Below are 19579 nucleotides of genomic sequence, written 5' to 3' on the forward strand. Positions count from 1 at the left end.
TATGGCCCGTCACGGCGCGGCGAGATGTATTCCAGACATATCATTGTCTCACGGTCAGACAATGGCGGCGCTGACCAGCACCGCCGCCTCCACCAGCCCGGCAATGGTGGCCAGCACCAGATCGGTGTAGCCGCCCACCGCATTGCGCGCGGCCGCCATAGCCAGCCAGGCGATCAGGGCGGCGGCGGCCAGCGCCAGCACGCCGCTGAGCGGTCCCAGCATGAGCAGGACGATGGCGCCGCCCAGGATGACGGCAGTGGCGATGACCTCGCGGCCGGGCCGGGCATAGCCGGCGGCCAGCGCCGCACCGGCCAGGGACGGGGCCAGGGAGGAGGTGTCGGTCGGCGCGTCGTCGGGCAGCGGCCGCAGGCGCGCGGCAGCAACCGCCATGGCCGCGCGGCCGGCGGCGACGGCGGCCACCAGCGCCAACAGGCCGATGGGCGCCGGCAAGGTGGCCAGCGCCGCCAGCTTGAGACCAACCACGAAGAACAAGGCAAGCAGGCCGGCCGGCCCCACGGTTTCGCCCATGGCGGCACGGCGGCTGGTATCGTCATGGCCGGTGGTCCGGGCATGGACGAAACGGGCGAGGGCGATGTCCGGCTCCGCGCGCACCAGCCAGGCCAGCACGGCGAGACCGACGAGAGCGCTGCCGACCCCGATGAAGCCAAGAATTTCGGCGGTGAGCAGAGCCAGCCCGGCGAGAAAGCCGACGATCCCGCCGGCCACCGGCCAGGCCCGCAAGCTGCGCAGCCGCACCTCCACCGGCAGGCGCGCCTGGACCTCCGGCACCGTGGCGGCGCCGACCGGCAGCCGCGTCAGCTGCGCCAGCGCACGCAGAATGTCCTGGCCCCAGCCGCCGTCAGCGGGAGCGTGATAGTCGGGACGACCGGACGAGGAGTCGGTCATGGCGGATAGCGGGCTCCTACTCACCCATTTGCAGCAGGCGGCCACTTCGCCGCGCGCTTTTGAAGCTGGCAGAAAAAGCCACGATACCGATAGCAAGATACAGCAGATTGAGAGCCATGGCACCGCCGAGCAGGTCCCAGCGGAAGAGGCCATCGAACATGACCGCGCGCATGCCTTCGAAGATATAGGCCGGAGGCATGATCCATGCCGCCCACTGCACCCAGCCCGGCATGGCGGCGATGGGGTAGTAGACGGCGCAGAACGGCATGATGCCGAACATCATCGCCCAGACGAGAGATTCCGCGCCCAGGCCGAAACGCAGCAGGGCGGCGATGGACAACAGGCCGAAGGACCAGCCGAAAATCACCAGGCCAGTGAAGAACACCAGCAGCGGCAAGCCAAGGTCGAAGAGGGAGAAGGCAAACAGGGGAATGGCGATCAGCACCGGAATCGACATGCCGATCAGGGTCCGCATCATGGCAATGGTCATCAGCGCGCCGACCATCTCCCACGGCCGGAGCGGCGCAACGAACAGGTTGCCCAGATTGCGCGACCACATTTCCTCGAGAAAGGAATAGGCGATCCCCAGTTGCGAGCGTACCAGAATGTCCCACAACAGAACGGCGCCGATCAGGACGCCGGCGGCACCCGCCAGCCAGTCGCTGCTATCGAGAAAATGCAGGGTAATGAAGCCCCACAGGAGAAGCTGCAGGGTTGGCCAGTAAACCATCTCTATCAGGCGCGGCAGGGAGCCGGTGAGCAGATAGAAATGACGGCGCACCATGGCGCCGATCCGGCGCAGGGTAGAGCCGCCGCGCAGTGGCATCGGCAGATGGGCCCGATCGGTGGCGGGCGCGACGGTCATGGTCTGTGCCGCGCGGACGTGCCGGCCGGCGATTCGGCCGGCGGTTCGATCGTGGGGTCGGCCGAAGGATGGCGGGCGATGTCGAGGAACACCTGCTCGAGGGTCTGTCGGCCGTAGCGGGCCAGCAGATCGTCGGGGGTGCCGGAATCGACGATGCGACCGCGCCGCATCATCAGGACATGGCCGCACATGCGCTCCACCTCCGCCATGTTGTGACTGGCCAGAAGAATGCTGGCGCCGGTGCGCCGCTGATAATTCTCCAGGTAGCCGCGCACCCAGTCAGCGGTGTCGGGGTCGAGCGAGGCGGTGGGTTCGTCCAGCAGCAGAAGCTCGGGCTGATTGAGCAGCGCCTTGGCCAAGGCGACGCGGGTCTTCTGGCCAGCCGACAACTGACCGGCAGGGCGCCGGGTGAAGGCGGTCAGGTCGAGATCGGCGAGCAGGGTGTCGACCCGCTGGCCGGCATGATCGAGGCCGTAAAGGTCCGCATAGACCATCAGATTCTGCCGCACGGTCAGGCGATGCGGCAGATCCACATAGGGCGAGGAGAAGTTCATGCGCGGCAGAACACGGTAGCGATGGCGCAGCATGTCCTGGCCAAACACCGTGATGGCGCCGCGGGTCGGCAACAGCAGACCCAGCAGGATGGCGATGGTGGTGGTCTTGCCGGCACCATTGCCGCCCAGCAGGCCCGTGGTCTGACCGGCATGGATGGCGAAACTGACATCATCCACCGCCATTACGCCGGCGAAGTTCTTGGTCAGACCCTGCACCTGGATGACCGGCCGGGCGGATGTGGCGGCGAGGTGTGACGGCGCCGTATCAGGTGTCGGGCCAGGACCAGCCGCGGCACGGTCTGCGGTGGCGGCCAGCCCGACATCCGGGCCCCCGACATCCGGCGCAATGCGAAACGACTTTGGCATGAGGTGCATATAGGGCGCGGGCCGCGCCGAGTCGAGTTGCGCCATCCCCCTGGAAGGGGCGGGAGGGCGGGCAGGCGCAGACGGCAATCGCCGTCGTGTCGGCGGATTCGACAGGCTATCGGCGGGAGGGCATTCTGCCGCCATGAGCGACGCCCCCATAGCGCGGACCCATACGCCGCCCACCAGTACAGGCAACGGTGGCAGCGGCGGGGCGACCATGACCGCATTGGATAGCGGACATGATGGTGCGGCCGCGCGCTCGGTCAGCGGCCGGAGCCTGGTTCTCATTCGCTGGGCGGCGGTCGCCGGACAGGCCACCGGCATCGTGGTGGTCGGTGTCGGGCTGGGCTATCCGTTGCCCCTGGCCCCGGCCTTGCTGGTGGTCGGCCTGTCGGTGGCGCTCAACTTCGTGGCGACGGTGCGCGGTATGCCGGCGGCGCCCCTGGGCGAAGGGCGAATCGGACTGTTTCTCGCCTGGGATACGATCCAGCTGGCTTTACTGCTGGGACTGACCGGCGGGCTGGGCAACCCGTTCGCCCTGCTGCTGCTGGCGCCGGTGACGGTGTCGGCCAGCCTGCTGGGCGCACGCACCACGGCGCTGCTGTGCGCCGTGGTGGTGGCGGCGGCGACGGCGCTGGCCATATGGCACCTGCCTCTGCCCTGGCCGGCGCCGGGGCTCACCCTGCCGGCGGTCTATGTGGCCGGCATGTGGACGGCGATTGTGGTCGGCGCCGGCTTCATCGCCGCCTATGTGGGCTTCGTCACCGGCGAGGGCCGTCGCATGTCGCGGGCGCTGGCCGCCGCCCAACAGGCGCTGGCCCGCGAGCAGCAATTGAATGCGGTGGGGGCGCTGGCCGCCGCCGCCGCGCATGAGCTGGGCAGCCCGCTGTCGACCATCGTCATGACGGCGCGCGAGCTGGCGCGCGAGACGCCGCCGGACGGGCCGATGGCCGAAGACCTGGCGCTTCTGGTGAGCCAGTCCCAGCGCTGCCGCGACATTCTGGCGGCGTTGTCGCGCCACCCGGAAGACGAAGGCGACACGCCCTATTCGGTCCTGCCGGTAACCGCCCTGGTGGAGGCGGCGGCCGCGCCCTATGAGATGCCCGGCAAGAGCCTGATGGTGCAGCAGGACAGCCGGCCGGCGGACGGTCAGGCGCCCTATGTGCGGCGCAGCCCGGAAATCCTGCACGGCCTCGGCAATCTGGTGCAGAATGCCATGCAATTCGCCAGCGGCCAGGTGGATGTGCTGGTGCGCTGGGACAGCGACACTATCGAAGTGTCCATCAGCGATGATGGTCCGGGGCTTGCGCCGGAGGTTCTCGAACGGCTGGGTGAGCCCTATATTTCAACCCGCCGTCACAGCGAGACCGGGCATATGGGACTTGGCGTGTTTATCGCCCAGACCTTGTTGGGTCGTACCGGCGGCCGGCTGACCATCGCCAACCGCCATGATGGTGGTTCGGGCGAGGGGACCGGCAGTGGCGGCACACTCGCCCGTGTCCGCTGGCCACGGCGCCGGCTGGAGCCGGCGGCGGGCACCGGCGACGGCCGGGCTGGCGGCGATACGCCCGACACAGGGCATGAGGCACGGGCACGAGGCAGGGGGAGTGAGACAGATGGAGCCGCACGGTAACAGCCAGGGTGATAGCGCGCCGTCGGCGGACGGCGGGGTCGCCCGCGGTCACCTGCTGATCGTTGATGATGATTCGCCGCTGTGCCAGCGCCTGGGCAAGGCCATGGCGCGTCGCGGCTTTGCCGTGGAGATGGCGGAAAGCGTCGCCGAGGGCCGGCGCTTGCTGGAGCGGATGCGGCCCGACTATGCGGTGGTGGACCTGCGTCTGGGCGACGGCAGCGGTCTCGATCTGGTGGAGGCGATGACCCGGGCCAATCCGGCGGTGCGGGTGGTGGTGCTGACCGGCTATGGCAATATCGCGACGGCGGTGGCAGCGGTGAAAGCCGGTGCGCTGGACTATCTGCCGAAGCCGGCCGACGCGGACCAGATCGAAGCGGCGTTGCTGGCCGAGGCCGGCACCATGCCGCCGCCGCCGGACAATCCCATGAGTGCCGATCGGGTGCGCTGGGAGCACATTCAGCGGGTGTTCGAGCAGTGTGACCGTAATGTCTCGGAAACCGCGCGGCGGCTTAACATGCACCGCCGCACGTTGCAGCGGATTCTGGCCAAACACGCACCGCGCGAATAGCCGCGATCCGCCCGGGCGCCAGCCCGGTAGCAGGGCAAACGGTCAACCGGAAAAGCTGAACCAGCGGATGGCGATCACCGCGGCAATGCCGGCCGTGGCAATCAAGGCAAATTTTAGCATGGCCCAGACGGTGATGGTGGTGGCCGACTTGCGCCGGGGCGGAGGATTGGTACGGGCGTCGCGATTGGCGTCGACCTGGGCTTTCTCCGCCTCGATCTCCTGCTTGTTCTTGACCTGGCGCTGCACCGCCCGGCGATTGGAGCGGTCGACGCCGCTGCCACGATAGACCGTGCGGGTGCGGGATACCTGCTCGGCGTCCGAAAACTGCTCCTCCATGACGCGGACGGCCGGATAACGCCGTGACCGCTCCAGCCGCTGTGCTTCGGCCACGGCCAGCTCGCGATCATCGAATACCGAGTCGATCTTCCAGGCGCCGCTGGTATAGATCTGAATCTCATAGGCAATGAGGTTGGCCACGGCCATCAGTCCTGGCTTCCCGCGATCTTGCCGTTGACGGCGCCAAGAACGTGGGTGACCGCCGCATCGCCGGTATCGGCGGAGTCATCGCTGAGCGGCAGCAGGATGGAACGGAACAGCCAGATGACGCCGCCTTCAGCCTCCATGTCACCGCCAAGCGAGACCGGCACCCGGCGGCGCACCACATTTTCCCAGCCGACGATGGCCTGGCCGATGAGGGTGGTCGGCGGTGCGGCGGACAATGGCCGGCCGGCCAGTCCGCCGGGAACGCTGGCGTCAATGTCTGGTCCGGCGTGGGTGAACACAGGTTCGCCGCCGCCTGCATCGATCTCCATGATAAAGGCGTGGGGCCACATGTCGCCGAGGCCATCGGCGACTATCATGGCCGGGTTGGGGAATTCGCCATCACCCTTGAGGTCGCGCCAATGGGACAGCAAACGCAGGCTGAGCCGTCGTTCGATACCCGTAGTGGTGCCGGCGCGCCGGCCGAAACCGGGCAGGGGGGCGAATTTGGTCATAGATCGGGTCTCCTGTGGCGGGTATTAGGGCAGGAGATGGTTAACGGCGGGTAAAATCCGGAAATCATGGACAAATCCGATAACGGTGACGATTTCGCCGGGGCCGGCGAGGCACACGGCGGAGGGTCGGGCACCGGGCGGCCGGCGCGCGTGGCTGCGCCGGCCGACCTGTTGCTGCAGGCGCGGGCCGGCGGCTTTGCCCTGCGGGTGGGTGGCGGCGGGCTTGTGGCGGCGGCGCTGCGCCTGACCATGCCGGGCTGGCACCACAGCCTGATCACCGCGGCCGATGTAGCGGCCGAAAAGAAGACCGATGTAGCGGCCGGAGAGAAAACCGATGCGGCGCTGGAGGTGCGGCGTCTGGCCACCGGAATTGCGGTACGCGGCCCGCTGGTCGCGGCGCGGCCGGCGGTGACGCGGCATTTCCGCCATGAACTGGAGGCCGCCAACGGTCTTGCCGGGGCGGTGGTCGAGGTTGTGGCCCTGCGGCCGGATCGGGCGGTGTTGCACGCGGCGGCAGTGCGAACGGCGGCCGGCGTGGTGGTGCTGGCCGGCGACAGCGGCGCCGGCAAAAGCACCCTGGCCCAGGCCCTGGCCTGGCGCGGCGCCCGTCATCTGGCCGATGACCGCATCGTGCTGGACCTGTCACCGGCTACGGTAGCGAGCGATGGCGTGCAGTGCATCAGCCTGGGCCTGGCCGCCAGGGCCCGTCTGCCCCTGCCGGAGGCGCTGGGGCCGGAGCTCCGTCAGTGGATCAGCCGGCGAACGGTTGAGACCAGTGGTCCGCTGGCCTGGCTCGACCCGCATGATCGGGCCGGCGCTGTGGCCGGCGAAGCGGCGGCGCTGGCGGCGCTGTATGTACTGGACCGTCGGACGGGCACGGCGGGTGTGCGGCTGGTGGCCACGGATGGTGGCGATGATGCGGCGCTGGTGGCGCTGTTGCTGCCGCAGCTTCATGCCCCTGGCGTGGCGGCAGGGGGGCTGGTGGCGACGGTGCAGCGCCTGCTGGCGGCGGCTCGCGCCGGTCAGGGTGCCGGGCGGTTGGTTTATGGCGCGACATTAGAGGCGGCCGATTGGCTGATTGCCCGCCACGGTCTTCCGCCGGTTGGCCCGGCGCCCGGTGGTCCGGCCCGCGGCGGCCCGGAGGCGCCGGCATGAGCGACAGCGGCGCAAGCGACCGTGACGGGGGTGGCGGGCGTTTGCGGCGGGTCGCCGGATTGCACGCAACGGCGGTTGGTGACGATCTATTTCTGGTGCGCGAAGCCGACCGCGAGATCATTCATCTGAACGCCACCGCCCGCGCCCTGTGGCAGGCCCTGGCCGAGCCGGCGACGGCGGCGGAGTTGAGCGACCTTCTGGCATCGGCTTATGAGGGCGCGCCGCCGGCGCGGGTGGCGGCCGATGTGCAGGCGGCGCTTGCGGAGATGAGCGCCCTTGGCGTGATCGAAGCGGTGCCGGTCGGGCCGGCCGCACCCGCCGCGACACCCAGCGCAGAGTGAAACCGGCGATGAGTGAGATCAGCGCTGAGTGAGTGCAGTCGAGGTTGTGCGCAGGATGCGGTCGGTGAGGAAGGACAACACCGTCCGCTCACCGAGGATGAACTCCACATCCGCCGCCATGCCGGGGGTCACCGGCAGGTCGCCCGGCGTTTCGCCGAGCCAGGCCCGCTCGGTCCGCACCAGCACCGGAAAGGTGAGATTGCCGGTGGCCTCGTTCAGGGTGGCGTCGGCGGCGATACGCTCCACCGTGCCGTCGAGGGCGCCGAAGGTGAGAAAGTCATAGGTGCGGATCTTCACCCGCACCGGCTGGCCAACGTGAATGAAACCGATGTCGCGATTGGGCACCTGGGCCTCGACGATCAGGGTTTCGCCGGTCGGCACGATGCGCATCAGCTCGACGGAGGCGGGAACCGACTGGCCGCTGGAGGCAACCGCCAGATTCTGCACGATGCCGTCAACCGGCGCGCGGACGATCAGATCGCGCTGGCGCGCCTGCTGCTGTTCCAGGGAGCCTTCGACGCGCTCACGCTCGGCCGTCACCTGAGCCAGGCGGTCAATGGTGTCGGCCCGCCACTCGCGATCCGTTGACCGGCGGCGGTCCGCTGCCTCGGCCAGCGCCGCGCGGGCACCGGCAAGCTGAGCGACCTGGCCGGCCAGCTCGCCTTCCAGTTCGCTGAGGTCGCGCTGAACCGTCAGATAGCGCAGGCGCGGGAAATACTCCTGGCGCACCAGCTCGGCGAGGGCCGATTCCTGCTCGCGCAGAATCACCAGGCTGCGCTCCATACGGGCAATGCCCTGCTCGATGGCGGCGACTTCGTTGCGACGCTGGGCGATGACCTGATCGGCGGCGGCGCGGCGCGCCTGCAGCGAGGCCTGGCGCGCCTCATACAGCTCGTTCTGGGTGCGCACCAGGTCCGGTCGTTCGCCCAGCAGACCGTCCGGATAGATAGGTGTGTCGCCGATGGCTTCGGCTTCGAGGCGAGCCTCCTCCGCCTGCAGGTTGAACCAGGCGCTGCGCTGTTTGGCGACTTCCTGCTCGACAAAGGCGGGATCCAGGGCGAGCAAGGGCTGGCCGGCCACCACCCGGTCGCCGTCGCGTATATAGATGTCGGCGACGCGCGCGCTTTCGCTGTGATTGATCACCTTGACCCGGCTGAAGGGACGGACGACGCCGCTGGCGCTGGACACCCGGTCGACCGAGGCCAGGCCGGCCCAGGTCACTGCCGCGACCAGCAGAATGGCGACGGTCCAGATGATGAAGCGGCCGAGCGGTGAGCGCTCGCGCTCCACCACCGCATCGGTATCGGGAAGAAAATCGGCAAAGCGCGCCCGTCCGGTCATGGCGCCGAACGGCCACCAGCGTCGCTGGCGCGGCGCTGTGGCCGGTCCCGCCATCGGCCCCGTGCCCGGCCGCGGCGGCCGTCCGGGCGCGGAATCGGGCGCACCGGCGGAGGCCCTCTCCGGGGCGCGTCCGGCGGCGGGGCGGCCGGCGGTGCCGTCGGTGGCGCTCATGCTGTTCGCCGCCGCGTGGTGGGCGACGGCGTATCCGGTCCCGGCGGTTTGGCGGCGGACGAAGAGGCGGCCGGTGCGACGTGTCCCGGCGCGCGCGGTGACGGTGTCGGTTGTGGCGCTGTTCGGCCGGCCGCCGCCCGGGCGTCGCCAGCGCTGTCGCGGGCGCCGTTGGCCGAAGTCTTGCCGCCAGCAGGGCCGCCGGCGGCGCGGGCGCGGCGCGGCAGTACTTCCTCCGGCGGGCCGTCGAGGGCAATCCGTCCATCCACCAGGACCACCACACGGTCGCACTGACGCAGTGGCGCCTCGCGGTGGGAAATGACGATCATGGTGCGTGACGAGGCGGCCTGACGCAGGGCTCTCAACAGACGCTGTTCGGTGGCGGAGTCCAGCGCGCTGGTGGCTTCGTCGAGAATGATGATACGCGGGTTGCGCACCAGGGCGCGGGCAATAGCCAGCAATTGCCGCTGGCCGGCGGAGAGGCCGCCGCCGCGCTCGCCCAATTCCGTCTCATAGCCCTGGGGCAGGCGCTCCACAAAGTCATGGGCGCCGACAAAGCGGGTGACGGCAACGACGCGGGCCGGATCCTTCTCCACCAGGCCCATGGCGATGTTGTCACGCACCGTGCCCTGAAAGAGCTGGACATCCTGGGGCACGATGCCCATCTGCGCTCTGAGCGCCGCCTGGGACATGTGGGTAATGTCCGTCCCGTCCACCAATACGCGGCCGTCATCGGGCTGGTAGAGGCCCTGGATTATCTTGACCAGGGTGCTTTTGCCGGAGCCCGGCGGGCCGGCGATGCCGATGACCGTGCCGGCGGGAATCGACAGGGATACCTTGTCCAGCGCCGGCGCACGGTGCTCACCATAGCGGAAGGTCACATTGTCCAGCGCGACGCGGCCTTCGATGGGCGGCATCGGCGTCATGGACTCCTGTTCCTCCGCCCCCTGCATGATCTCTTCCAGCCGGCCAAAGGCGGCGCGGACTTCCTGGAGCTGGCTGAAGGCGCTGACCACCTGACGGATCGGCTGAATGGTGCGGGCCACGAGGATATTGGCGGCGATCAGCGCGCCAATGGACAGGGCGCCGGCATCGATCAGGCGAACGCCGACGACGATGATCAGAAGATTAGTCAGTTGCTGCAGGACGGCGCTGAGGGTGGCAACGGTGTTGGCCACGCTGCTGGTTCTAAATCCGGTCCAGGCGGCCTGGGCGAGGCGGCCGCCCCAGCGCTTTTCAATCTCGGACTCCAGGCCGAGCGACTTGATGGTAAGGGCGTTGGCGATGGTCTCATTGAGGGCGGAGCCCTTGGCCGCATGGGCGGCGAAACTTTCCTCCACCAGACCCGACTGGGTGCGCTGAAAGACGATCGACAGGACCAGAAAGACCGGCATGACGCCGAGCGTTATGAAGGCGAGGGTGGGCGCCAGAAAGAAGAGGACACCGAGAAAGACGACGACGAAGAGCAGGTCCACCAGAACCAGTGGCATCTGGCCGGTGAAGAAGAGGCGGATGGTGTCCACCTGGCGCAGACGTTCGGCCATCAGCCCCGATGGCGTGGTCTCATACTGGCGATAGGGCAGGCGTAGCAGGCGGTGGACAACCTCGCCGCCGATCAGCGCATCAATACGCGCACCGGTATGGGCCGAGATATAGCCGCGCGCGCCACGCAGGAGAAAATCAAAGGTGTAGAGGACCAGCATGCCGACGGCGAGGACCGTCAGGGTGTCCATGGCTCCCTGGCCGATGACCTTGTTGAACACGGTCATCATGAACAGCGGCGTGGCCAGGGCAAACAGATTGACCACCAGCGAGGCGAGGAGCAGGTCGCTGGCCACGCCCTTGATGCGGCGCAGCACCAGCCGCCGCCAGTCGCTGCCCGCGGCCGCGCCATTGCGCGGCGCGATCAGCACAACCCCGGCCGTGTCGCCGGCCAGCCGCTCCGCCGCGATGACGGCGGTTTCGCCGGCGTCGGGATCGAAGGTCATGAGGCCGCCTTCCTCGCGGCCGATCACCAGCCGGTGCGGCCGGCCCGCCTCACCCGGCAGCAGGAAGGGGCGGGGCAGGGTGGCCAACTGGTCGCGGCTGACCGACTCAGGCCGTGTGCGATAGCCGAGCCGACGGGCGGCGCGGCGGAAATCGTCCACGGTCATAGGGCCGGCGGGCAGTGGCGTGGCGGCGCGGATGTCCGCCTCGCCGACCGGCTGCCCAAGAGCCAGGGTAGCGCGGGCCAGGCAGGCCAGCAGAGGATCGGCGCCCGGCCGGCGGCCCGTGCGCGGCCCGCCGGCAGCGCCGGGTGTGCCCGGCGTGGCGGGACGACCGCCGGCGCGACCCGGGGAGTCGCGACCGGCGGCATGCGGGCCGGCGCCTGGCCCGGCCGGTGCGCCAGCGGAAGGGGTCGTGGGTCTGGCCATAGTCTCGCGTCTGTCCCGCGTGGTTACGCCAGGGTGTTTGCGGCCCGCCCAAACGGCGAGTCCCGCGCCGGCAGTCCCGCCGGCGGCGGCGGGACCGGCCACTTTGCCTCGCCGGCCGCCGCAATACCATCCGCAAGCGACAGGCCACGGAGGAGGTGGCCGCGGCGGAAAGTGGTGCGGCTCTGCCCTTTATACGGGCGGCAGGGTGGAATCCACCGGTCCGAAGCGGGGCCAAGCCGGTAATTTGTCTCAAGAAACTAGCCTAATGCCCTGATTTTGCGTTAAAATCTATTTAATTCGACACAAATTGTCCGGTGCAATATGACTCTCGCCGCCGGGCAGGGAGGCCGTTGCGCCTCCCGGCCCTTATTTTGTCAGGCCCTGTCCGACCGTGGGCCAGGCAAGGGTCCGGTATGATGAAGCCCGGTGTGACGAAGCCGGCGTGACGAAGCCGGTGTGACGAGGAAGGAGTAGGGATGTCATCGCTGCGAGGACGATTTGTCCTGTCCCGTCCACTGGCTCTGACGCTCATGGTGTTCAGCGCCATCACCGGCCTGCTGGTCATGAGCGGACCGGCGCCGGCGCAGCTTGGCGTGCCGCAGGCGGCGGTGCTCGGCGCCATCACCGGATCGCCGGACGGCCAGACGGCACTGGAGGATTTTCTGATGGAGGGATCGCCGCCGCCGGCCACGGTGGTGGCGCGGGCGCGGCTGGCCATCGGCGCCCTCAAGGTCAACAGTCTGGGGCTGGATGCCGCACAACTGGTCGGCGCGGCGCAGCGCATCGCCGAAGCGGCGCAACCCGGCATCTGCCCGATCAAGGTGATGCGGCTGCAGATGCCCGATGTTGCCGCGCTGCCCAGCGATGTGGCGGCCTATGATTTCGGCACCCATGACGGCCCGGTCATGCCGTGCTGCGAGCCGGTGCGACCGGACGACAGCCGCCTGAGCAGCGGTGGTCAAGGCGTCTTCCGGCCAGACGGCAATGCGTTGCTGTCCGACGGCATTCGTGGTGTGCGGCAGTTTCAGACCGAGACCACGCCCGGCCCCAAACGTGTGGCCATCATCACCGAGGATCTGGGCGAGGAGGCGACCACCCTGGAGCCGGTTGGCCGGGTCATCGTCATCAACGGCGTACGCTATCGCCTGGGCGAACAACCGCCGCAGGCGTGGGTCGATTCCGCCGTGCTGCAAAGCGAAGGGCAGGGCGGCGGTCTGGGCGGCGCGCTTGGCAATCTTCTGGGCGGTGATGTGTCGGTGCGCGATACCGGCGCCGGCGTCGTCATTCTGGAGGCTGACATCGAAGGGACGATTCTGAGTATCGGTTTCGAGACCAGCGAGGGCGACCGCCAGACGTTTATCGCCGGCATTGTCGTCGAACCGGCGGATCGGCCGAGCATCTTCCAGCGGTCCGGCATTGCCGAATCGGCCGTTCCAAGCCTCTCCCAGTGCCTCAGCTTCGAGGCGGAAATTGAACTGGCGGTGGCCGAGCTGGTCAGCGAAATAGAGACCGCGGCGGGCGACGCGGATACACCACCTGTCGAGCCGGTGGCCGACGACGGGCTGCGGGCGAGCCCCATTTCCTGATGAACGGGGACGCCGACCAGAGCGGCCAGCCGGGCGGACGCCGGGGCCGATCACGACGCCTGCTGGCGCTGGCCACGGGCGCGGCGCTGGGGCTGGCGGCGGCGGGCGTTGCCGTGGCCCAGACCGTCAGCGCGGATTCCGTGCGCGGCAAAGCGCGGCCGGATTTCGCTGCTTTGGGGATCGAATCCGGCCAGTTGCTGGGCCTGCACCACAATGGCGAGGCGCCAGGCGGTCTGTTGGACAGTTTTCTGGTCTATCCCGTATTCGAAACCGCCGCGACCTATGACAGCAATGTGTTCCGCGTCGACGATGGCGATGCGCAGGGCGATTTCATCACCGACCTGCGGCCGTCGCTCCGGGTCGAGTCCGACTGGGACAATCACTTCTTCGCGGTGGAGGCCAACGGCACCGCCCGGCGCCATGCCAGCCTGACAAACGAGGACACCACCACCTGGACCCTGTCCAATGACGGGCAGATTGATCTGAACGAGTGGACCGATCTGCTGACGTTCCTGTCGTTCGATTCAAACACCACCCAGCGCGGCACATTGCTGGATCCGGGCCTGACCAGCAGCCCCACGCGCTTCTATACGACGACGGCAAAGACGGCGCTGACCTACCAGCGCGATGCTTTGCTGCTGCGGCTCGCTTTTGATGTGGTGCGCACCAACTTCGAGAACAACGGCGCCGTGACCAATGCCGACCTGGATCGCACCGAGCGCTTCGCCGAACTCCGGGCGGCCTATGATCTGGTGGACGGCCTGCAGGTATTTGTCGCTCCGGGCTACAAGACCGTGCGCTATGATCGACAGTTCGACGGCGGTGGTGTTGAGCGCGACTCTGATACGTTGCGCGTCGAGACCGGCGTCGTCTGGGAGGCGACGGGCGTGGCGGAGTTGCGCCTGCGTCTCGGCTGGTTCAGCCGCGACAGCCATGGCGCCATATTCCGCGACGCCACCGGCTTTCGTGTGGGCGGCGACCTGTTGTGGAATCTGAGCGAGATCACGACACTCAGCGCATCGCTCGATCAGGAGATCGCCGAAGAGGCCCTTCGCCGGGCTTCCAGCATCAGCCGGGTCGACCGCACCTCGGTCCGCGTCAGCCTAGACCATGAGCCACTGGATGATGTGATCATGACCGGCCGGACGGCCATTGTCTTTGACGAGTTTATCGGCGCCAACCAGTCCCAGCGCACCCTGACGGTCGGCGGCGACGTGACCTATTACGTAAACGAGCGCTGGCTGCTGGAGCTGACCGCCGAACGTGGCAAGCGGACGACCGAGGGCGGAGGGACGCCCTATGTCTATGACCTGCTGTCAACCGCTTTGCGCTACAGGATCTAGTGACGGCAATGGCGCGGAACGGGTGGAGAGGGTTTAGCGGCGGCGGCGGTGGTGGTCGTGGCATGACGGTCGGGCTGGTGCTGGGCCTGATCGTGCTGGCCGCCTGTGGTGGCCCGCCCGCCCGCGTGCAGACCCCGACGACGGGTCCTGTGGTGCAGCCGGCGTCGGTCCTCAGTGATTACCGCCTTGGCCCCGGCGATCAATTGTCGATCCTGGTGTTCAATCAGGACGAGCTGTCCGGCGTGGTCGCGGTTGATGCCGATGGCCAGGTGATCCTGCCACTGGTCGGCCTGGTGCCGGCCGGCGGCCAGACGGTTGGCGAATTCCAGGAGACTCTGCGCGTCCTGCTGGACGAAAAGTACCTAGTCAACCCGCAGGTTTCGGTGGAAGTGGCGGAATACCGCCCCTTCTTCATCCTTGGCCAGGTGGCTGCGCCCGGCGGCTATGCCTTCACCGTGGGTCTGGACGTGCGTCAGGCGGTGGCGCTGGCCGGCGGATTTACCCGGCGCGCCCGCACAGACCGGGTTATCATTATCCGCCAGACGGCGGCCGGCCGGACAAAATACTTCGCCGGGCAGGATGTGCCGATTCTGCCCGGCGATACGATCGATGTGGAACGACGGTTCTTCTAGGCGACAGATGATGACATCCGCCCTGAACACTGCAGGCGCCAAAGCCCATGGACCGGTGATGACCGGAGTCGTGGCGTGAGCGAACAGCCGCATCTGCCGGCCAGCCCGCTGGCCGCCGGCGAGCACGGACTGATGGTGCCGGCGCAGGACAACCATGTGGTGGACCTGCGGTGGGTGCTGAGCGTTCTGCGCCGGCGTAAGGTGATGATCGTCGCTGTGGCTATCCTGCTGTCCACCTTTGGCCTGGTGTTCATCAATCAGATCACCCCGCTCTACCGCGCCAGCGCCACGGTGGTCATCGAAGGCAGCCGGCAGAATGTGATCAACATCCAGGAAGTCACCCAGGGCATCGTGCCGGACTTCTTTACCGGCGAGACCGAGGCGGCGATCATCGCGTCCCGTGACCTGGCCAGGCGCGCCGTAGCCCGCCTCGATCTGGTCAACAATCCCCTGTTCAACCCGACCCTCAGACCGCCGGAGGTGGGGCTGGTGGATGGTCTGGTCGGCGGCATCCGTGCCTGGCTGCGCGGCCTGCTGGTGGCTCCCTTCGGTGAGGACACCACGCCAGAGAAGGCAGCGGCGCTGGCGCTGGAAGAGAGTGACGAAGATATTCTGGAGCGGGTGACCGGCGCCTATATGGGCGGCCTGTCAGTCGTGCCGGTGCCCCGCTCGCGGCTGATTTCCGTGAGCTATACCTCGACCGATCCGCGCATGGCGGCGCTGGCGGCGAACACCACGGCGCAGCTTTACATCCTCGATCAGCTCCAGACCAAGGGCCAGGCGACGACCCGCGCCCGCGACTGGCTCAATACCCGGGTCAATGAAATGCGTACGCGGGTCATCGAGGCCGAGCGTCGTCTGGAAGAGTTCCGCCGGCAGAGCAATCTTCTGGAGGTCGGCGGGACGCGCAGCGTTTATCAGGAGCAGCTGGGCGATCTTCTGGATGAACTGAGCCTGGCGCGCAGCCGAATGGCGGAGACCGAGGCCCGCTTCACTCAGCTCAACGCCCTGGTCAGTGCCGGTGGTGGCGCGGACAGCGCGGCGGCGGTGATCGACTCGCCATTGATTTCCAGCCTGCGCCAGCAGGAAGCGGAGCTGCGTCGTCGTGTTGCGGAGCTGCGCACGGAGTTGCGCGACGGCCATCCGCGACTGGTGCTGGCGCGCAACGAGCTGGCCGATCTGGAGCAAACCATCTCACAGGAAGTGGCCAAGATCGCCGCCAACTTCCGCAGTGAAGTGGAGATTGCCCGAGCCCAGGTAGCCAACCTGCAAGCGGAGATATCGCGCATAGAATCCGGTCTGGACCTGGAAAACGAAGCCGAGGTGACCCTGCGCGCGCTGGAAAGCGAGGTCAGGGCGAACAATCAGCTTTATGAAACCCTGCTGGCGCGATTCAAGGAAACGGATGTCCAGGACGGGACCCTGGCCGGCGCGGACGCGCGGGTCATTTCAGAAGCGACTGTGCCGGGAGGTCCATTCTTTCCCAACGCCCGGCTGATGACGCTGGCGGCCATCGCCACTTCATTGATGGTTGGCGTCGGCCTGGCGTTCGTCGCCGAGTTCCTCGATTCAGGGTTCCGCAGCCTGAGCCAGTTCGAGGAAATGACCGGCCTGCCGACGCTTGGCCTGGTGCCGGCCCTGCCGCCGGTCAAGCGAACCGGTGAACAACCGCACGAAGCGGCGTACCGCCGGCCCAACTCGTCGTTCGGCGAAGCGGTGCGCACACTGCGTACGACGCTTCTTCTGTCGCAGAGTGACCGGCCGCCCCGCACGGTTCTTGTCACGTCATCGCTGCCGGCGGAGGGCAAGACATCGACTGCCCTGTCGCTGGCCTGCACCGCCGCCCGCTCCGGCCAGCGCGTGGTCATCCTCGATTGCGACCTGCGGCACTCCAACCTCCATGTGTCCCTGGGCACAGAGAATGATCTGGGTCTGTCGGATTATCTGTCCGGCCAGGCAAAGCTCGAGGACGTGATCAATCTGGATGCCAGCTCTGGCGTTCATTACATTTCCGCCGGTTCGCGCCACCCCCATCCGGCTGACCTTCTGGGCTCGGCCGAAATGAGGAGCCTGGTGGGCCGGCTGGCGGAACTGTACGAGTTCGTCGTGCTGGATACGCCACCGGTGCTGGCGGTGTCGGACGCACTGGTTCTCGTGCGTATCGTTGATAAGACGATTTTCCTGGCGCGGTGGGAAAAGACCCGGCGCGAGACGGTGCTGGCCGGCCTCAAGCAGACGCTTGATGCCGGGGCCGATCTGGCCGGCGTGGTCCTGACCCAGGTGGATGTGCGCAAACACGCGCAGTACACTTATTCAGACTCCGGCTATTATTATTATGGCGCCTACAGCCGCTACTACACCGAATAGACCGGCCGGCGGCGGGTCATGAACGACAGCCTGAACCCCGTGCCGCGGCGGCGCCACGCACGCGACAGTTCCGGGGCAAAGCCTGTGTCGGAATCGGCGGCGCCCGTCCCGGCGGCGGTATCGATTCGCCTGGCCGCGGTGGCGCTGGCCATTGGCTTGTCGCTGCTGGCCCTTGCCCTGCCGGAACTGGGCCGCGGCGTGGCCATTGCCGGAACCGAACGGGTGCGACCGCCGGTGGCGTTGACAACAGATCGCCAGGCGGCCCCGTTCCTGGCGGCGGCAGTGCAGCGCCAGCGCGGTCTGGCATGGCGCGAAAACAGCGAGGACTGGAGTCTGATCGCCGCCGTCCAGTTTGCCCGCGCCGCCGGCGACGGCTTTCGCGGGAGTGCGGCCAGCCAGGCGCTGGCCGCCGCGCGGGCCGCCGACGAGGCGGCGCTGCGCTGTTCAATCGCCGATTCCTATGGCTGGATGCGGTTGCTGACGGCGGCGGCGCTGTCAACACCGGCGCGGCCGGCGGCGGACGCGGAACCGGCCATGACCGCATTTGAGAGGCTACTGGTCATGTCCATAACCACCGCGCCGGCCGATCCGGACCTGGTCATGGCGCGACTGGATATGGCGCTGGGGCGCTGGGCCCATCTGTCCGAGGACACCACCCGCTTGCTGCAACGGCAGGTGCACCTGGCCGCGCGCTGGGACATGGGCCGGCTGGTGGAGGCTACGCGGCGCAGCGGCCGACTGGTAGAGGTGCGCGCCGCACTGACCGGCCAGCCGCGCCTGGCCGCACGTTTCGCCATTCATTATCGGCCGGGGCATGGGGCGCCCGGAGCATAGCGCAACCGGGGCGTAGCGCGCCCGGGCCTGACGCCGGCTCAGTCGAGCGCCGTGCGGGCGCGGAACGATTGCGCAACGCCGAGGCCCAGCAACCAGGCGAACAGGGCCCCTACCGCCGGCGTGGCCAGGGGAAAATCGACCAGTCCGTGCACCGCGATGAGGGCCACCGCTGCCACCCCCATGGCCGGATAGGTGGTGCGCCGCCGCCGCACGAAAACGCCGACGGCGCAACGTATGGCGAGCCCGCCAACCACCGCCATCATCAGCACCCCGGCCGGCAGGCCGAGCTCCACCACCAGCTCCAGCGGGCTTGAGTGGGCGTGGTCGAAGCGCGGCGTGGCCGCGGCAACGCGCTCGTCGCGATAGAGCTGATAGACCTCGGGAAAGGCGCCGAGCCCGTAGCCGAGCCACGGTCGGTCGGCAATCGCCTCCAGGGCCAGGCCGTGCACCTGACCGCGCGCCTCGGAATCCGCCACCACCGTATTCAGGCGCTTCAGAGTTGACTCGCTGGCGGCGGCGGCGACGATGACGACGATGATCACCCCGGCGATGGCGAAGGAGATGATGGCCCGCGGGTCGCGGAAGTGCTTGACCACCATAAGCGCGCCGAACAGGCCGGCGGCGCCGATCATGTTGGCCATGCCGGCCCGCGATCCGGTCAGCAGCACGGCCGAGAAAATGACGAACAGGGCCAGCAGGATGGCCACGTCCGTGAAGCGCAGGCGGTCGAGAGCGAACAGCAGGGCGCCGCGGGACAGGGGGTTGTCCTCGGTCGCCACCAGGCGGTCGCCGGTGCGGAACAACAATGCCGTCGTGGCGAGCAGGGAGAGGCCGCCCCAGGCGGCGAAGTGATTGGCGCTGACGAAGGTGGCGGTGAGCTGGTTGCCATAGGCCCATTTCTCCTGACCGAAGATCGTCGCGGCCCCGGACAGATGAACGACCATGCCGTAGGTGGCGCAGGCGACGGCCATAGTGGCGATGACGATCAGGCTTGTACGGGCGTGGCGTTCGCTGCGGCCGTGTTGCAGGGCCAGCCAGAAGGTGGCGACGAGGGCCAGCAGCCAGGTGAGCTCTGCCCGGCCGGCGGCCGGGTTCAGGCTGATGGCGCTCATGGGTTTCATCGCCAGCAGCGAACCGCCGGCCTGCCACAGCGGGTGGTGCCATGCGGCCGGTGACAGCCCCAGAAGCTGAAACGTGGCCCAGGCAAAGACCAGCATCATGCCGCCGGCGGCCCAGGCGACCCGGCGGAGCCGCACCCGCGGCGCCGACGGATCGGTCAGGCTGGCCCACGCCCACAGCACCAGCGCAACACCAACCGTGACCGCATAGAGGCTCCACGCCCACGGGCGCACACCGCCATAGGGCAGAGCCAGCAGGGCGACCGCTATGATGGCCAGCCAGTAGGAGGCGGTGCGCGCGGTCATGGCGCCAGCAGATTGCTGCCCCGGCGCCCCTGTGGCCGGGCCGGCGCGGCGCTGTCAGGCATCGGGCTGCCGGCTTTCAGCAGGCAT

The 19579-nt window shown here is 68.3% G+C and carries 17 protein-coding genes; 9 read left to right on the forward strand and 8 right to left on the reverse strand.

Annotated features, from left to right (window positions below):
• Positions 1-54 precede the first annotated feature (54 nt).
• Genes RIE31_08730 through RIE31_08740 form a run of 3 tightly spaced genes read right to left on the reverse strand, consistent with a single transcriptional unit; the run spans position 55 to position 2508 of the window.
• On the reverse strand, positions 55-906 hold the full coding sequence (locus RIE31_08730) for an adenosylcobinamide-GDP ribazoletransferase (GenBank protein MEQ8640673.1): 852 nt from the start codon (positions 904-906) through the stop codon (positions 55-57).
• A gap of 16 nt (positions 907-922) precedes the next feature.
• The gene (locus RIE31_08735) at positions 923-1771 is read right to left on the reverse strand and encodes an ABC transporter permease (GenBank protein ID MEQ8640674.1); all 849 of its coding nucleotides are present in this window, start codon (positions 1769-1771) and stop codon (positions 923-925) included.
• On the reverse strand, positions 1768-2508 hold the full coding sequence (locus RIE31_08740) for an ABC transporter ATP-binding protein (protein ID MEQ8640675.1): 741 nt from the start codon (positions 2506-2508) through the stop codon (positions 1768-1770). Before RIE31_08740 ends, RIE31_08735 begins: the two co-directional genes overlap by 4 nt.
• A gap of 325 nt (positions 2509-2833) precedes the next feature.
• On the opposite strand from RIE31_08740, the gene RIE31_08745 reads away from it, so the two are divergent.
• The gene (locus RIE31_08745) at positions 2834-4324 is read left to right on the forward strand and encodes an ActS/PrrB/RegB family redox-sensitive histidine kinase (protein MEQ8640676.1); all 1491 of its coding nucleotides are present in this window, start codon (positions 2834-2836) and stop codon (positions 4322-4324) included.
• The gene (locus RIE31_08750; GenBank protein MEQ8640677.1) at positions 4308-4892 is read left to right on the forward strand and encodes an ActR/PrrA/RegA family redox response regulator transcription factor; all 585 of its coding nucleotides are present in this window, start codon (positions 4308-4310) and stop codon (positions 4890-4892) included. The genes RIE31_08745 and RIE31_08750 overlap by 17 nt, the downstream gene beginning before the upstream one ends.
• A 42-nt stretch (positions 4893-4934) precedes the next feature.
• Here RIE31_08750 and RIE31_08755 read toward each other — a convergent pair whose 3' ends face one another.
• Positions 4935-5369 (reverse strand): hypothetical protein, encoded by a 435-nt coding sequence (locus tag RIE31_08755; GenBank protein MEQ8640678.1) that lies wholly within the window; start codon positions 5367-5369, stop codon positions 4935-4937.
• 5 nt (positions 5370-5374) lie between these two features.
• Positions 5375-5887: a hypothetical protein gene (locus RIE31_08760; GenBank protein MEQ8640679.1), complete on the reverse strand. Its 513-nt coding sequence runs from the start codon at positions 5885-5887 to the stop codon at positions 5375-5377.
• A 66-nt stretch (positions 5888-5953) separates the two neighbouring features.
• On the opposite strand from RIE31_08760, the gene RIE31_08765 reads away from it, so the two are divergent.
• Both RIE31_08765 and RIE31_08770 read left to right on the forward strand, forming a co-directional pair.
• A complete protein-coding gene (locus RIE31_08765; protein ID MEQ8640680.1) occupies positions 5954-7042 on the forward strand; it encodes a hypothetical protein in 1089 nt (362 codons plus the stop codon).
• Positions 7039-7383 (forward strand): PqqD family protein, encoded by a 345-nt coding sequence (locus RIE31_08770; protein MEQ8640681.1) that lies wholly within the window; start codon positions 7039-7041, stop codon positions 7381-7383. The genes RIE31_08765 and RIE31_08770 overlap by 4 nt, the downstream gene beginning before the upstream one ends.
• An 18-nt stretch (positions 7384-7401) precedes the next feature.
• Here the strand turns inward: RIE31_08770 and RIE31_08775 are convergent, their stop codons facing one another.
• Positions 7402-8895 (reverse strand): HlyD family type I secretion periplasmic adaptor subunit, encoded by a 1494-nt coding sequence (locus RIE31_08775; protein ID MEQ8640682.1) that lies wholly within the window; start codon positions 8893-8895, stop codon positions 7402-7404.
• Positions 8892-11306, reverse strand: a complete 2415-nt coding sequence (locus RIE31_08780; GenBank protein MEQ8640683.1) for a peptidase domain-containing ABC transporter — start codon at positions 11304-11306, stop codon at positions 8892-8894. Before RIE31_08780 ends, RIE31_08775 begins: the two co-directional genes overlap by 4 nt.
• A gap of 476 nt (positions 11307-11782) precedes the next feature.
• On the opposite strand from RIE31_08780, the gene RIE31_08785 reads away from it, so the two are divergent.
• The 5 genes from RIE31_08785 (at position 11783) to RIE31_08805 (ending at position 18068) form a co-directional block, all read left to right on the forward strand.
• Complete coding sequence (locus RIE31_08785) at positions 11783-12892, forward strand: hypothetical protein (protein MEQ8640684.1); 1110 nt, start codon at positions 11783-11785, stop codon at positions 12890-12892.
• Entirely contained in the window at positions 12892-14235 is a 1344-nt protein-coding gene (locus RIE31_08790; GenBank protein MEQ8640685.1) for an outer membrane beta-barrel protein, read from the forward strand. Before RIE31_08785 ends, RIE31_08790 begins: the two co-directional genes overlap by 1 nt.
• 62 nt (positions 14236-14297) lie before the next feature.
• Positions 14298-14867: a polysaccharide biosynthesis/export family protein gene (locus RIE31_08795; GenBank protein MEQ8640686.1), complete on the forward strand. Its 570-nt coding sequence runs from the start codon at positions 14298-14300 to the stop codon at positions 14865-14867.
• A 75-nt stretch (positions 14868-14942) separates the two neighbouring features.
• Positions 14943-17234 (forward strand): polysaccharide biosynthesis tyrosine autokinase, encoded by a 2292-nt coding sequence (locus RIE31_08800; GenBank protein MEQ8640687.1) that lies wholly within the window; start codon positions 14943-14945, stop codon positions 17232-17234.
• Between the two features lie 18 nt (positions 17235-17252).
• Positions 17253-18068, forward strand: a complete 816-nt coding sequence (locus RIE31_08805; GenBank protein ID MEQ8640688.1) for a hypothetical protein — start codon at positions 17253-17255, stop codon at positions 18066-18068.
• Positions 18069-18106: 38 nt separating this feature from the next.
• On the opposite strand, the gene RIE31_08810 is transcribed toward RIE31_08805, so the two are convergent.
• Entirely contained in the window at positions 18107-19492 is a 1386-nt protein-coding gene (locus tag RIE31_08810) for an O-antigen ligase family protein (protein ID MEQ8640689.1), read from the reverse strand.
• Between the last annotated feature and the right edge of the window lie 87 nt (positions 19493-19579).

It is taken from the genome of Alphaproteobacteria bacterium (assembly GCA_040218575.1).
In the GTDB taxonomy this organism is placed as follows: domain Bacteria; phylum Pseudomonadota; class Alphaproteobacteria; order JAVJRE01; family JAVJRE01; genus JAVJRE01.

Bases quoted from the DNA above. Each gene is read 5' to 3' on its own strand.
- RIE31_08795 (MEQ8640686.1), top strand. From the start codon at position 14,298: ATGACGGTCGGGCTGGTGCTGGGCCTGATCGTGCTGGCCGCCTGTGGT.
- RIE31_08765 (MEQ8640680.1), top strand. From the start codon at position 5,954: ATGGACAAATCCGATAACGGTGACGATTTCGCCGGGGCCGGCGAGGCA.
- RIE31_08775 (MEQ8640682.1), bottom strand. From the start codon at position 8,895: ATGAGCGCCACCGACGGCACCGCCGGCCGCCCCGCCGCCGGACGCGCC.
- RIE31_08750 (MEQ8640677.1), top strand. From the start codon at position 4,308: ATGGAGCCGCACGGTAACAGCCAGGGTGATAGCGCGCCGTCGGCGGAC.
- RIE31_08805 (MEQ8640688.1), top strand. From the start codon at position 17,253: ATGAACGACAGCCTGAACCCCGTGCCGCGGCGGCGCCACGCACGCGAC.
- RIE31_08730 (MEQ8640673.1), bottom strand. From the start codon at position 906: ATGACCGACTCCTCGTCCGGTCGTCCCGACTATCACGCTCCCGCTGAC.
- RIE31_08735 (MEQ8640674.1), bottom strand. From the start codon at position 1,771: ATGACCGTCGCGCCCGCCACCGATCGGGCCCATCTGCCGATGCCACTG.
- RIE31_08785 (MEQ8640684.1), top strand. From the start codon at position 11,783: ATGTCATCGCTGCGAGGACGATTTGTCCTGTCCCGTCCACTGGCTCTG.
- RIE31_08790 (MEQ8640685.1), top strand. From the start codon at position 12,892: ATGAACGGGGACGCCGACCAGAGCGGCCAGCCGGGCGGACGCCGGGGC.
- RIE31_08760 (MEQ8640679.1), bottom strand. From the start codon at position 5,887: ATGACCAAATTCGCCCCCCTGCCCGGTTTCGGCCGGCGCGCCGGCACC.
- RIE31_08745 (MEQ8640676.1), top strand. From the start codon at position 2,834: ATGAGCGACGCCCCCATAGCGCGGACCCATACGCCGCCCACCAGTACA.
- RIE31_08780 (MEQ8640683.1), bottom strand. From the start codon at position 11,306: ATGGCCAGACCCACGACCCCTTCCGCTGGCGCACCGGCCGGGCCAGGC.
- RIE31_08770 (MEQ8640681.1), top strand. From the start codon at position 7,039: ATGAGCGACAGCGGCGCAAGCGACCGTGACGGGGGTGGCGGGCGTTTG.
- RIE31_08810 (MEQ8640689.1), bottom strand. From the start codon at position 19,492: ATGACCGCGCGCACCGCCTCCTACTGGCTGGCCATCATAGCGGTCGCC.
- RIE31_08740 (MEQ8640675.1), bottom strand. From the start codon at position 2,508: ATGGCGGTGGATGATGTCAGTTTCGCCATCCATGCCGGTCAGACCACG.